General features: G+C 54.6%; 24 protein-coding genes. All 24 read left to right on the top strand.

The genetic code is table 11. The features are described 5' to 3' along the window. The first annotated feature begins 1 nt into the window (after window position 1). Complete coding sequence (gene rpsS / locus RHM60_RS13370; RefSeq protein ID WP_003232420.1) at window positions 2–277, top strand: 30S ribosomal protein S19; 276 nt, start codon at window positions 2–4, stop codon at window positions 275–277. Between the two features lie 11 nt (window positions 278–288). Next, window positions 289–621 carry a 50S ribosomal protein L22 gene (rplV, locus tag RHM60_RS13365; protein WP_003103908.1) on the top strand — a complete coding sequence of 111 codons (333 nt, stop codon included), beginning with the start codon at window positions 289–291 and terminating at the stop codon, window positions 619–621. 13 nt (window positions 622–634) lie between these two features. Then, entirely contained in the window at window positions 635–1,321 is a 687-nt protein-coding gene (gene rpsC / locus RHM60_RS13360; RefSeq protein WP_003176422.1) for a 30S ribosomal protein S3, read from the top strand. Window positions 1,322–1,333: 12 nt separating this feature from the next. Then, a complete protein-coding gene (gene rplP / locus RHM60_RS13355; protein ID WP_003232424.1) occupies window positions 1,334–1,747 on the top strand; it encodes a 50S ribosomal protein L16 in 414 nt (137 codons plus the stop codon). Next, entirely contained in the window at window positions 1,747–1,938 is a 192-nt protein-coding gene (gene rpmC, locus RHM60_RS13350; protein ID WP_002555481.1) for a 50S ribosomal protein L29, read from the top strand. The genes rplP and rpmC overlap by 1 nt, the downstream gene beginning before the upstream one ends. A 2-nt stretch (window positions 1,939–1,940) precedes the next feature. After that, entirely contained in the window at window positions 1,941–2,207 is a 267-nt protein-coding gene (gene rpsQ / locus RHM60_RS13345) for a 30S ribosomal protein S17 (RefSeq protein ID WP_003176419.1), read from the top strand. Between the two features lie 23 nt (window positions 2,208–2,230). Next, complete coding sequence (gene rplN / locus RHM60_RS13340; protein ID WP_002555479.1) at window positions 2,231–2,599, top strand: 50S ribosomal protein L14; 369 nt, start codon at window positions 2,231–2,233, stop codon at window positions 2,597–2,599. Between the two features lie 11 nt (window positions 2,600–2,610). Continuing rightward, window positions 2,611–2,925, top strand: a complete 315-nt coding sequence (gene rplX, locus RHM60_RS13335; protein WP_003176416.1) for a 50S ribosomal protein L24 — start codon at window positions 2,611–2,613, stop codon at window positions 2,923–2,925. Between the two features lie 20 nt (window positions 2,926–2,945). Next, entirely contained in the window at window positions 2,946–3,485 is a 540-nt protein-coding gene (gene rplE / locus RHM60_RS13330) for a 50S ribosomal protein L5 (protein WP_003176415.1), read from the top strand. Between the two features lie 13 nt (window positions 3,486–3,498). Further along, complete coding sequence (gene rpsN / locus RHM60_RS13325; RefSeq protein ID WP_003176414.1) at window positions 3,499–3,804, top strand: 30S ribosomal protein S14; 306 nt, start codon at window positions 3,499–3,501, stop codon at window positions 3,802–3,804. Between the two features lie 208 nt (window positions 3,805–4,012). Further along, complete coding sequence (rpsH, locus tag RHM60_RS13320; RefSeq protein WP_003176413.1) at window positions 4,013–4,405, top strand: 30S ribosomal protein S8; 393 nt, start codon at window positions 4,013–4,015, stop codon at window positions 4,403–4,405. 12 nt (window positions 4,406–4,417) lie between these two features. Next, window positions 4,418–4,951 (top strand): 50S ribosomal protein L6, encoded by a 534-nt coding sequence (rplF, locus tag RHM60_RS13315; RefSeq protein WP_003176412.1) that lies wholly within the window; start codon window positions 4,418–4,420, stop codon window positions 4,949–4,951. Window positions 4,952–4,961: 10 nt separating this feature from the next. Further along, entirely contained in the window at window positions 4,962–5,312 is a 351-nt protein-coding gene (gene rplR / locus RHM60_RS13310; RefSeq protein WP_003176410.1) for a 50S ribosomal protein L18, read from the top strand. A gap of 3 nt (window positions 5,313–5,315) precedes the next feature. Next, entirely contained in the window at window positions 5,316–5,816 is a 501-nt protein-coding gene (rpsE, locus tag RHM60_RS13305) for a 30S ribosomal protein S5 (RefSeq protein ID WP_003176409.1), read from the top strand. Window positions 5,817–5,818: 2 nt separating this feature from the next. Further along, a complete protein-coding gene (gene rpmD, locus RHM60_RS13300; RefSeq protein WP_003176408.1) occupies window positions 5,819–5,995 on the top strand; it encodes a 50S ribosomal protein L30 in 177 nt (58 codons plus the stop codon). A gap of 3 nt (window positions 5,996–5,998) precedes the next feature. After that, on the top strand, window positions 5,999–6,436 hold the full coding sequence (rplO, locus tag RHM60_RS13295) for a 50S ribosomal protein L15 (protein ID WP_003176407.1): 438 nt from the start codon (window positions 5,999–6,001) through the stop codon (window positions 6,434–6,436). After that, the gene (gene secY, locus RHM60_RS13290) at window positions 6,437–7,765 is read left to right on the top strand and encodes a preprotein translocase subunit SecY (RefSeq protein WP_003194637.1); all 1,329 of its coding nucleotides are present in this window, start codon (window positions 6,437–6,439) and stop codon (window positions 7,763–7,765) included. Between the two features lie 28 nt (window positions 7,766–7,793). Further along, a complete protein-coding gene (gene rpmJ, locus RHM60_RS13285) occupies window positions 7,794–7,910 on the top strand; it encodes a 50S ribosomal protein L36 (protein ID WP_002555468.1) in 117 nt (38 codons plus the stop codon). Between the two features lie 129 nt (window positions 7,911–8,039). Continuing rightward, the gene (gene rpsM, locus RHM60_RS13280) at window positions 8,040–8,396 is read left to right on the top strand and encodes a 30S ribosomal protein S13 (protein WP_003210063.1); all 357 of its coding nucleotides are present in this window, start codon (window positions 8,040–8,042) and stop codon (window positions 8,394–8,396) included. A gap of 30 nt (window positions 8,397–8,426) precedes the next feature. Beyond that, the gene (rpsK, locus tag RHM60_RS13275) at window positions 8,427–8,816 is read left to right on the top strand and encodes a 30S ribosomal protein S11 (protein ID WP_002555466.1); all 390 of its coding nucleotides are present in this window, start codon (window positions 8,427–8,429) and stop codon (window positions 8,814–8,816) included. 18 nt (window positions 8,817–8,834) lie between these two features. Then, window positions 8,835–9,455, top strand: a complete 621-nt coding sequence (gene rpsD, locus RHM60_RS13270; RefSeq protein ID WP_003210056.1) for a 30S ribosomal protein S4 — start codon at window positions 8,835–8,837, stop codon at window positions 9,453–9,455. Between the two features lie 22 nt (window positions 9,456–9,477). Then, window positions 9,478–10,479 (top strand): DNA-directed RNA polymerase subunit alpha, encoded by a 1,002-nt coding sequence (locus tag RHM60_RS13265; RefSeq protein WP_003176403.1) that lies wholly within the window; start codon window positions 9,478–9,480, stop codon window positions 10,477–10,479. 41 nt (window positions 10,480–10,520) lie between these two features. After that, a complete protein-coding gene (rplQ, locus tag RHM60_RS13260) occupies window positions 10,521–10,907 on the top strand; it encodes a 50S ribosomal protein L17 (protein WP_003176402.1) in 387 nt (128 codons plus the stop codon). Window positions 10,908–11,146: 239 nt separating this feature from the next. Beyond that, window positions 11,147–12,595, top strand: coding sequence for a catalase (locus tag RHM60_RS13255; RefSeq protein WP_322212040.1), 1,449 nt, complete (start codon window positions 11,147–11,149; stop codon window positions 12,593–12,595). The last annotated feature ends 53 nt before the right edge of the window (window positions 12,596–12,648 follow it).

Below are 12,648 nucleotides of genomic sequence, written 5' to 3'. Positions count from 1 at the left end.
AGTGCCACGTTCTCTGAAAAAAGGTCCTTTTATTGATCTTCACCTACTGAAGAAGATCGAAGTGGCGGCGGAAAAGAATGATCGCAAGCCGGTGAAAACCTGGTCGCGTCGTTCGATGATCCTGCCACAAATGGTCGGTCTGACCATCGCTGTACACAACGGTCGCTTGCACGTCCCAGTTCTCGTGAACGAAGACATGGTCGGCCACAAACTAGGCGAGTTTGCCGGTACCCGCACTTATCGTGGGCACGTGGCAGACAAGAAAGCCAAGCGTTAAGGGGTTAGGAAATGGAAGTAGCCGCTAAGTTGTCGGGCGCTCGAATCTCCGCCCAGAAAGCCCGCTTGGTCGCCGACCAGATCCGCGGGAAGAAGGTGGGCGAAGCGCTCAACCTGTTGGCTTTCAGCAGTAAGAAAGCCGCCGAGATCATGAAGAAAGTGCTGGAGTCGGCCGTAGCCAACGCCGAGCATAACGAAGGCGCAGACGTTGATGACCTGAAGGTCAGCACCGTTTTCGTCAACGAAGGGCGTTCGCTGAAGCGAATCATGCCACGTGCCAAAGGCCGTGCTGATCGCATCGTCAAGCGGTCTTGCCATATCACTGTCAAGGTTGCTGACAAGTAACGGAGTCGAAGAGATGGGTCAGAAAGTACATCCCATTGGCATTCGCCTGGGAATCGTCAAGGAACACACCTCCGTCTGGTATGCAGACGGCCGGACTTATGCGGACTATTTGTTCGCTGATCTGAAGGTGCGTGAGTATCTCCAAGACAAACTAAAAAGCGCGTCCGTAAGCCGTATCGATATCCATCGCCCGGCGCAAACCGCACGTATCACCATCCACACCGCTCGTCCAGGTATCGTTATCGGGAAGAAAGGTGAAGATGTTGAGAAACTGCGTCAGGACCTGACCAAGCAAATGGGTGTGCCTGTGCACATCAATATCGAAGAGATCCGCAAGCCGGAGCTCGACGGTATGCTGGTTGCGCAGAGCGTAGCTCAGCAGCTGGAGCGTCGTGTAATGTTCCGTCGCGCTATGAAGCGCGCTGTACAGAACGCCATGCGCATTGGTGCCAAAGGCATCAAAATCCAAGTGAGCGGTCGTCTCGGCGGTGCTGAAATCGCACGTACTGAATGGTATCGCGAAGGTCGTGTGCCACTGCACACCCTGCGTGCCGACATCGACTATGCCAACTACGAAGCTCACACCACTTACGGTGTGATCGGTGTAAAGGTTTGGATCTTCAAAGGCGAAGTAATTGGTGGTCGCCAAGAAGAACTGAAACCACAAGCACCAGCGCCTCGTAAAAAAGCTGCTAAGTAAGGGGTACGCCAAATGTTGCAACCAAAGCGTACGAAGTTCCGCAAGCAGATGACAGGCCACAACCGTGGTCTGGCTCAGCGCGGTAGCAAAGTCAGCTTCGGCGAGTTCGCGCTGAAGTCTGTAGCTCGTGGTCGTCTCACCGCTCGTCAGATCGAGTCAGCGCGTCGTGCTCTGACCCGTCACGTTAAACGTGGCGGCAAGATCTGGATCCGTGTATTCCCGGACAAGCCGATCTCCAAAAAGCCTCTCGAGGTTCGGATGGGTAAAGGTAAGGGTAACGTGGAATACTGGGTAGCCCAGATTCAGCCAGGCAAAGTCCTGTATGAAATCGAGGGTGTAACTGAAGAGCTGGCGCGTGAGGCTTTTGCCCTGGCTGCTGCAAAGCTGCCGCTCGCCACCGCCTTTGTTAAACGGACGGTGATGTGATGAAAGCGAATGAACTTCGTGAAAAATCCGCACAGCAGCTGAACGAGCAACTGCTCGGCCTGCTGCGCGACCAGTTCAATCTGCGTATGCAGAAAGCAACTGGCCAGTTGGGGCAGTCTCATCTGCTCTCGCAAGTTAAGCGTGACATCGCTCGCGTGAAGACTGTGCTCAACCAGCAGGCAGGTAAGTGATCATGGCTGAAGCCGAAAAGACTGTCCGTACGCTGACTGGCCGTGTTGTCAGCGACAAGATGGACAAAACCATCACCGTTTTGATCGAGCGTCGCGTTAAGCACCCGATCTACGGTAAATATGTTAAGCGTTCGACTAAGCTGCACGCGCACGACGAAACCAATCAGTGCCACATCGGCGACAAAGTCACTATTCGTGAAACTCGTCCGCTGGCCAAGACCAAGTCTTGGGCACTGGTTGATGTTCTCGAACGCGCTGTGGAAGTCTAAGGACTAGGGGTCGGAGAAATTATATGATTCAGACTCAATCCATGCTCGATGTGGCCGATAACAGCGGCGCTCGCCGTGTTATGTGCATCAAGGTGCTGGGTGGCTCCCATCGTCGTTACGCTGGTATCGGTGACATCATCAAGGTTACCGTCAAGGAAGCAATTCCTCGCGGTAAAGTGAAAAAAGGCCAAGTGATGACTGCTGTTGTAGTCCGCACTCGTCACGGCGTACGTCGTGCTGATGGCTCCATTATCCGCTTTGATGGCAACGCTGCTGTTCTTTTGAACAACAAGCAAGAGCCGATCGGCACCCGTATCTTTGGGCCAGTGACCCGTGAACTTCGTACTGAGAAGTTCATGAAGATCGTCTCGCTCGCCCCAGAAGTGCTGTAAGGAGATCCGACATGCAAAAGATTCGTCGTGACGACGAGATCATCGTGATCGCCGGCAAAGACAAAGGTAAGCGCGGTAAGGTGCTCAAGGTTCTCGCTAATAACCGTCTGGTTATCGGCGGTCTGAACCTGGTCAAGCGTCATACCAAGCCAAACCCGATGTCGGGCGTGCAAGGCGGTATCGTCGAAAAAGAAGCTCCACTGGACGCTTCTAACGTCGCCATTTTCAACGGCGAAACCAACAAGGCTGACCGCGTTGGTTTCAAAGTAGAAGACGGCAAGAAAATTCGTGTCTTCAAGTCGACCCAAAAAGCGGTTGATGCTTGAACACTGCTAGGTAGAAGACCATGGCACGACTAAAAGAGATTTACTGGAAAGAAATCGCACCGAAACTTAAGGAAGAACTTAAGCTTTCGAACGTGATGGAAGTTCCACGCGTTACCAAAATCACCCTGAACATGGGTCTGGGCGAAGCGGTCGGTGACAAAAAAGTCATCGAGCACGCTGTTGCTGACCTGGAAAAGATCACCGGTCAGAAAGTCGTTGTGACTTACGCTCGGAAATCCATCGCTGGCTTTAAAGTCCGTGAAGGTTGGCCGATCGGCGTCAAAGTGACTCTGCGCCGTGAGCGTATGTATGAATTCCTGGATCGTCTGCTGTCGATCTCCCTGCCTCGGGTTCGCGACTTCCGCGGCCTGAATGCCAAGTCCTTCGATGGTCGTGGTAACTACAGCATGGGCGTGAAAGAGCAGATCATCTTCCCGGAAATCGACTACGACAAGATCGATGCTCTCCGCGGTCTGGACATCACCCTGACCACCACTGCCAAGAACGATGATGAAGGTCGCGCCCTGCTGCGTGCTTTCAAATTCCCGTTCCGCAACTGATTGGAGTAGGACCATGGCCAAGATGAGCATGAAAAACCGCGAGCTGAAACGTCAGCTCACGGTTGCCAAGTACGCCAAGAAGCGTGCAGCACTGAAAGCAATCATCGTGGATCTGAACGCAAGTCCAGAAGCACGTTGGGAAGCGACAGTAGCTCTGCAGAAGCAGCCACGTGACGCAAGCGCTTCGCGCATGCGTAACCGCTGCCGCCTGACTGGTCGTCCGCACGGCGTTTACCGCAAGTTCGGCCTCGGCCGTAACAAACTGCGTGAAGCGGCAATGCGTGGTGACGTACCAGGTCTGGTTAAAGCCAGCTGGTAAGTACGTTCAGCGTCCCGGCGTCCTTTATCGCAAGATACTGACCGCCGGTGGCCTTGAATCTGGAACAAGCCCCTTTTGGGGCTTGTTTCATTTCCGGAGTGTGTCTAAAATACGCGGCTCGCCTGAGCCCGTGTTTTTTATGGCCGGAGATTCTCGGCGACATATGTAGCCGCAAGGCTAATTTTTTTGTATTAGGAGCGTCTAGCCCATGAGTATGCAGGACCCGTTAGCGGACATGCTAACTCGTATCCGTAATGCCCAGATGGCTGAAAAGTCCGTCGTAAGCATGCCATCTTCCAAGTTGAAGGTAGCTGTCGCCAAAGTCCTGAAAGACGAAGGCTACATTGCGGGTTATCAGATCAGCAGCGAAATCAAGCCACTGCTGTCCATCGAGCTGAAGTACTTCGAAGGCCGTTCGGTCATCGAGGAAGTGAAGCGCGTTAGCCGTCCAGGCCTGCGTCAGTACAAGTCCGCTGAAGATCTGCCGAAAGTTCGTGGCGGTCTGGGCGTGTCTATCGTCTCCACCAACAAAGGTGTGATGACGGATCGTGCTGCGCGCGCTGCCGGTGTCGGCGGCGAAGTTCTTTGCACTGTGTTCTAAGGGGGGATAAGCATGTCTCGCGTCGCTAAGAACCCCGTTAAGCTGCCAGCCGGTGTCGAAGTCAAATTCGCAGGCCAACAGCTTTCGGTGAAGGGTGCCAAGGGCACTCTTGAACTGAACATCCATTCGTCCGTTGAGATCGTTGAAGAAGCTGGTGAGTTGCGTTTCGCTGCTCGCAATGGCGATCAACAAACTCGCGCAATGGCCGGTACCACGCGTGCGTTGGTAAATAACATGGTCCAAGGCGTAAGCCAAGGCTTCGAGCGCAAGCTCCAGCTGGTCGGTGTTGGTTACAAAGCGCAAGCAAAAGGCACGGTTTTGAACCTGGCCCTTGGCTTCTCGCACCCAGTGGATTACGAACTGCCGGAAGGCATCACCGCTGAGACCCCTAGCCAAACCGATATCCTGATCAAGGGTATCGATAAGCAGCTGGTAGGTCAGGTGGCCGCTGAGATCCGCGACTTCCGTCCACCAGAGCCGTACAAAGGCAAAGGTGTGCGCTACGCGGACGAAGTCGTCCGTCGTAAAGAAGCCAAGAAGAAGTAGGGCATAGCAAATGACCGACAAAAAAGTTACTCGACTGCGTCGCGCTCGCAAAGCACGCCTGAAAATGCACGAACTCGAAGTCGTGCGTCTCTGCGTGTATCGCTCGTCGCAGCACATCTACGCCCAGGTCATCTCGGCCGACGGCAACCAGGTCCTGGCAAGCGCCTCGACTTTGGATAAAGAACTGCGTGATGGTGCCACCGGCAACATCGACGCGGCCACAAAGGTTGGCCAGCTGGTCGCTACGCGTGCTAAGGCCGCTGGCGTCTCGCAAGTGGCTTTCGACCGCTCTGGCTTCAAGTACCACGGCCGCGTTAAAGCGCTGGCTGATGCTGCTCGTGAAGCTGGGCTGGAGTTCTAAGTTATGTCAAATAACGACCAAAAGCGCGACGAAGGCTACATTGAGAAGCTGGTTCAAGTTAACCGCGTAGCCAAAACCGTTAAAGGCGGCCGTATCTTCACTTTCACCGCGTTGACCGTGGTGGGTGATGGTAAAGGGCGTGTTGGCTTCGGCCGTGGCAAGTCACGTGAAGTGCCTGCTGCGATCCAGAAGGCAATGGAAGCTGCTCGTCGCAACATGATCCAAGTTGATCTGAACGGCACCACGCTGCAATACGCAATGAAGTCCGCCCATGGCGCTTCGAAGGTGTACATGCAGCCTGCTTCTGAAGGTACCGGTATCATCGCTGGCGGCGCTATGCGTGCTGTCCTCGAAGTTGCTGGCGTTCAGAACGTTCTGGCCAAGTGCTACGGCTCGACTAACCCGGTAAACGTGGTTCACGCCACTTTCAAGGGTCTGAAAGCCATGCAATCTCCTGAGTCCATTGCCGCCAAGCGTGGCTTGACCGTCAAGGAGATCTTCTGATCATGGCTACCGTTAAAGTAACGCTGATCAAAAGCATGACCGGCCGCATTCCTAACCACAAACTGTGCGTTAAGGGTTTGGGTCTGCGTCGCATCGGTCACACTGTAGAAGTCCAGGATACTCCCGAGAATCGCGGGATGATCAACAAGGCTTACTACATGCTGCGTGTAGAGGGTTAATCGATGAAACTCAATGATCTGAGTCCAGCGCCGGGTTCCCGTCGCGAAAAGCATCGTCCGGGCCGTGGTATCGGTAGCGGTTTGGGTAAGACTGGTGGCCGTGGCCACAAGGGTCAAACCTCCCGCTCCGGTGGCACCATCGCTCCAGGCTTTGAAGGCGGTCAACAGCCGCTGCATCGTCGCCTGCCCAAGTTCGGTTTCGTTTCCCTGAAAGCCATGGACCGCGCAGAAGTGCGTCTGTCCGAGCTGGCTAAAGTGGAAGGCGACATCGTTACTGTGCAGACCCTGAAAGATGCCAACGTGATCAACGTCAACGTACAGCGTGTGAAAATCATGCTGTCCGGTGAAGTGACTCGCGCTGTCACTATCGGCAAGGGAATCGGCGCCACCAAAGGTGCGCGTTCGGCTATCGAAGCAGCTGGCGGCAAGTTCGAGGAATAAATGGCTAAGCAAGGTGCTCTCTCAGCGCTCGGCAAAGGCGGTATGTCTGAACTTTGGGCTCGTCTGCGTTTTCTGTTCCTGGCGATTATCGTCTACCGAATAGGCGCACACATCCCGGTTCCAGGTATCAACCCGGACCGACTCGCAGACCTGTTTCGACAGAATGAGGGGACCATTCTTAGCTTGTTCAACATGTTTTCCGGCGGCGCGCTGGAACGGATGAGCATCTTTGCACTGGGGATCATGCCGTACATTTCGGCATCGATCATCATGCAACTGATGACCGCCGTCAGCCCGCAACTGGAGCAGTTGAAGAAGGAAGGTGAAGCTGGTCGTCGCAAGATTAGCCAGTACACCCGCTACGGCACTGTCGTCCTCGCCCTTGTTCAAGCTATCGGCATGTCCGTTGGCCTGGCAGGGCAGGGCGTTGCGTTCACTGGTGACTTTGGCTTCCATTTCGTCGCGGTATCCACTTTTGTGGCTGGTGCGATGTTCATGATGTGGCTGGGTGAGCAGATTACTGAGCGTGGTGTTGGTAACGGTATCTCGATGTTGATTTTCGCAGGTATCGTCGCCGGTCTTCCGAGAGCAATCGGGCAGTCTTTCGAGTCTGCACGTCAGGGTGATATCAATATCTTTGCCTTGGTTGCCATCGGTTTGCTGGCAGTAGCGATTATCGGTTTTGTGGTATTCATTGAGCGTGGCCAGCGTCGTATTGCTGTTCACTACGCCAAGCGTCAGCAGGGCCGCAAGGTCTTTGCTGCGCAGACAAGCCACTTGCCGCTGAAAGTGAATATGGCCGGTGTTATCCCGGCAATTTTCGCGAGCAGCATTTTGCTGTTTCCGGCTTCGTTGGGTACCTGGTTTGGTCAGTCCGAAAATATGGGCTGGCTGCAGGACCTCTCTCAGTCGATCGCTCCTGGTCAGCCGTTGAATATTCTGCTGTTTAGTGCAGGGATTATTTTCTTCTGCTTCTTCTATACGGCGTTGATGTTCAATCCGAAAGACGTAGCGGAAAACCTGAAGAAGTCCGGTGCCTTTATTCCGGGCATCCGTCCAGGTGAGCAGTCTGCACGCTACATTGATGGCGTTTTGACTCGCTTGACCCTGTTCGGTGCTCTATATATGACGGCCGTGTGCCTGTTGCCCCAGTTTCTGGTGGTTGCAGCAAACGTTCCGTTCTACCTTGGCGGGACCTCGTTGCTGATCGTGGTCGTGGTTGTGATGGACTTCATGTCCCAAGTACAATCGCACCTCGTTTCGCACCAGTACGAATCCCTGATGAAGAAAGCCAACCTGAAGGGCTACGGCAGCGGCATGTTGCGCTGAGTACCCCATAAGGTTCGAGGAGTTGGTGATGAAAGTTCGTGCATCGGTGAAAAAGCTGTGCCGTAACTGCAAGATTATTCGCCGCGAAGGTGTTGTTCGAGTAATTTGCAGCGCGGAACCGCGTCACAAACAGCGCCAAGGCTGAGTGTGATCCGCTTGAAGCCCGGCAGCTAGTGCGCTGCCGGGTTGATTATTTGTTATTACAGCGATATTATCTCGCGCCCTATTTCTTGGCTTCCGGGGCGTAGGTAGCTGTCAATTGGAGTCCCACTGAATGGCCCGTATTGCAGGCGTTAACATTCCAGATAACAAGCACACTGTTATCTCGCTGACCTACATCTATGGTGTTGGTCGCACTACTGCGCAGAAAATTTGCGCAGACACTGGGGTAAACCCAGCCGCAAAGATCAAGGATCTGAGCGACGAGCAGATTGAGCTGTTGCGTGGCGAAGTGGCGAAGTTCACCACTGAAGGTGACCTGCGTCGCGAAATCAACATGAAAATCAAGCGTTTGATGGACCTCGGTTGCTACCGTGGTCTGCGTCATCGTCGTGGTCTTCCAGTGCGCGGTCAGCGTACCAAGACTAACGCGCGTACCCGTAAAGGTCCGCGTAAGCCGATCCGCAAGTAATCGCCCACGCGAATCGACAGGAAAATTATCATGGCAAAACCTGCTGCTCGTCCTCGTAAAAAAGTTAAAAAGACAGTGGTTGATGGCATCGCCCACATCCATGCATCTTTTAACAACACAATCGTGACCATCACCGACCGTCAAGGTAACGCGCTTTCTTGGGCTACCTCCGGTGGTTCGGGTTTCCGCGGTTCCCGCAAGTCCACCCCGTTTGCTGCTCAAGTAGCTGCTGAGCGTGCTGGTCAAGCTGCGCTGGAATATGGCCTGAAAAACCTCGACGTTAACGTCAAGGGTCCAGGTCCAGGTCGTGAGTCTGCTGTCCGTGCTTTGAACGGCTGTGGCTATAAGATCGCCAGCATCACCGACGTGACGCCAATCCCGCACAACGGGTGCCGTCCGCCGAAGAAGCGCCGCGTGTAATCCAGGAGATTGTAAAGAATGGCTCGTTACATTGGTCCAAAATGCAAACTCGCTCGTCGTGAAGGCACCGATCTCTTTCTGAAGAGCGGCGTGCGCGCGATCGAATCGAAGTGCAACATTGAAGCAGCACCTGGTATCCACGGCCAACGCCGCGGTCGCCAGTCCGACTACGGCACCCAACTGCGTGAAAAGCAGAAGGTACGTCGTATCTACGGCGTTCTCGAGCGTCAGTTCAGCGGCTACTACAAAGAAGCTGCTGGCAAGAAAGGTGCAACTGGTGAAAACCTGCTGCAACTGCTCGAATGCCGTCTGGACAACGTTGTATACCGTATGGGCTTTGGTTCGACTCGCGCCGAATCCCGTCAGCTGGTATCGCACAAATCCGTCAGCGTAAACGGCCAAACCGTTAACGTACCGTCTTACCAGGTTCGTGCTGGTGACGTGGTCGCGATTCGCGAGAAAGCAAAAAACCAACTTCGCATTGTCCAAGCTCTCGATCTGTGTGCCCAACGTGGCCGCGTAGAATGGGTAGAAGTAGACACTGAGAAGAAGTCGGGCGTTTTCAAGAACGTTCCTGCTCGCAGTGATCTGTCCGCCGACATCAACGAAAGCCTGATTGTCGAGCTCTACTCCAAGTAAGGGCTAGAAAATAGGTGCATCCATGCAGATTTCGGTAAATGAGTTCCTGACACCCCGCCACATTGATGTGCAGGTTGTCAGTCCAACCCGCGCCAAGATCACTCTCGAGCCTCTCGAGCGTGGTTTTGGCCACACCCTGGGCAACGCGCTGCGACGCATCCTGTTGTCCTCAATGCCCGGCTGTGCAGTAGTCGAGGCCGAGATTGACGGTGTGCTCCACGAGTACAGCGCCATCGAAGGTGTACAGGAAGACGTAATTGAAATCCTGTTGAACCTTAAAGGTCTGGCTATCAAGCTGCACGGTCGTGACGAAGTTACGCTGACCTTGTCGAAGAAGGGTTCGGGGGTGGTTACCGCTGCCGATATTCAGCTGGATCATGATGTCGAGATCGTTAACCCCGATCACGTAATCGCTAACCTGGCGTCTAACGGCGCCCTGAACATGAAGCTCACTGTAGCTCGTGGTCGTGGTTATGAACCGGCCGACTCGCGTCAGAGCGATGAAGATGAAAGCCGCAGCATTGGTCGCTTGCAGCTTGACTCTTCGTTCAGCCCGGTTCGCCGTATCGCATACGTGGTGGAAAACGCCCGTGTCGAGCAGCGTACTAACCTGGACAAGCTGGTTATTGATCTGGAAACCAACGGTACTCTGGATCCTGAAGAGGCTATCCGCCGCGCTGCAACCATTCTGCAACAGCAGTTGGCTGCGTTCGTCGACCTCAAAGGTGACAGCGAACCAGTGGTAATCGAGCAGGAAGACGAGATCGATCCGATCCTGCTTCGCCCGGTTGACGATCTGGAACTGACTGTACGTTCGGCTAACTGCCTTAAGGCGGAAAACATTTACTACATCGGCGACCTGATTCAGCGTACCGAAGTAGAACTGTTGAAGACTCCGAACCTGGGCAAGAAATCCTTGACTGAAATCAAGGACGTTCTGGCCTCCCGCGGTCTGTCCCTCGGCATGCGCCTCGACAACTGGCCGCCTGCAAGTCTTAAGAAGGACGACAAGGCGACTGCCTGATCGTCGTAATCACCGAACGTGAGTTTGGTAAGGAATGAACCATGCGTCATCGTAAAAGTGGTCGTCACCTGAGCCGTACCAGCTCGCACCGCAAGGCCATGTTTCAAAACATGGCGGTGTCGCTGTTCGAGCACGAGCTGATCAAAACTACACTGCCGAAAGCTAAAGAACTGCGTCGCGTTGCTGAGCCGCTGATCACTTTGGCCAAGACAGACAGCCTGGCTAACCGCCGTCTGGCTTTCGACCGTACTCGCTCGAAAGCTATCGTTGGTAAGCTCTTCAACGACCTGGGCAAGCGTTATGCTACCCGTGAGGGTGGCTACCTGCGCATCCTCAAGTGCGGTTTCCGCGCTGGCGACAACGCGCCTATGGCGTATGTCGAGTTGGTTGATCGTGCTACTGCCGGCGAAGCTGTAAGCGCCGAGTAAGACGACAAGCTGTATCGAAGAACCGGGCCTAGTGCCCGGTTTTTTGTGGGCGTAAATAAACCCACTATCCTCATCAGACTGCCGCGTTTACAAGCCGATATCTATTTGTGCTGTGACGCGTTAGTTATTTTCTATCAAAGACCATGATTTAATGAATTTGATGGTGTCATCTTGATGGTCGATACTCCTTCCAAGCCGATTAGCCGGCAGTTCCATGACTGACCTGAGGAAGATTGAGCATGAGCCAGAACAAAATCCTTACCACCGCCAGCGGCGCGCCCGTCGCGGATAACCAGAATTCCCGCTCGGCGGGGCCACGTGGTCCGTTGCTGCTCGACGATTTTCACCTGATCGAAAAACTCGCTCACTTCAATCGCGAGAACATCCCTGAACGTCGCGTCCACGCCAAGGGGTCGGGCGCGTACGGCACGTTCACCGTTACCCAGGACATCACTCAATACACCAGCGCCAAGCTGTTCGAATCGGTCGGCAAGCAAACGCCTACGTTCCTGCGATTCTCTACTGTGGGTGGTGAACGTGGTTCTGCGGATACCGAGCGTGATCCGCGCGGTTTTGCCTTGAAGTTCTACACCGAAGAAGGTAACTGGGACATTGTGGGCAATAACACGCCCGTGTTCTTCATCCGTGACCCGCTGAAATTCCCGGATTTTATCCACACTCAAAAACGTCTGCCGCAGAGCAACTTGAAAAGCGCCCAGATGATGTGGGACTTCTGGTCGCACTCCCCTGAGGCGCTGCACCAAGTCACCATCCTGTTTTCCGACCGTGGCATCCCGGACGGCTACCGTCACATGCACGGCTTCGGCAGCCATACTTACAGCCTGATCAACGCCCGGGGCGAGCGTCACTGGGTCAAGTGGCATTACAAAACCCAACAGGGCATCAAAAACCTGGCGCCGGCTGAAGCTGCTCGCCTGGCGGGCACCGACCCTGATTACGCCCAGCGCGACCTGTTTGGCGCAATCGAACGCGGTGATTTCCCGAAATGGCGCGTCTGCATTCAGATCATGACTGAGGCACAGGCCAATGCTCACTACGAGAACCCTTTCGACGTGACCAAGACTTGGTCGCAAAAGGAATTCCCGCTGATCGAAGTCGGCGAGCTGGAACTCAACCGCAACCCGCAGAACTACTTCGCTGAGGTAGAGCAGGCCGCCTTCGGCCCAAGCAACATGGTGCCAGGTGTGGGGTTGTCCCCAGACCGCATGCTGCAAGGTCGCGTCTTCGCTTATGCCGATGCTCATCGCTACCGTGTCGGCACCAATCACCAGCAGTTGCCGGTGAATGCTCCACGCAATCAGGTGAACAGCTATCAGCGCGACGGCTCAATGGCGTTTGGCAGCAACGGTGGCTCGGCACCCAACTACGAGCCCAACAGCTACGCCGATGCTCCCAAACAAGCGCCGCAGTACGCTGAGCCTGCTCTGGCACTGAACGGTACGGCTGATCGCCACGATCACCGCGAAGACACCGATTACTACAGCCACGCCGGTGCATTGTTCCGCCTGATGACCGACGATCAGAGAGCGCTGCTTACCAGCAACATCGCCGGTGCAATGGCGGGTGTATCCAGTGATGTGGTTCAGCGTCAGTTGCAGCACTTCTACAAGGCAGATCCTGCTTATGGAGAAGCAATCGCAACCGCACTGGGTGTATCGCTTAACTAACTCTAAACGATAAGCAGAACCGCCCTCATTTGGGCGGTTTTTGCGTTATTTCA

Origin of the sequence: Pseudomonas sp. MH9.3 (assembly GCF_034354675.1) — a bacterium.
In the GTDB taxonomy this organism is placed as follows: Bacteria; Pseudomonadota; Gammaproteobacteria; order Pseudomonadales; family Pseudomonadaceae; genus Aquipseudomonas.
Note: the sequence above shows the minus strand (reverse complement) of the source record. Positions and strands in the feature narration are given on the sequence as shown.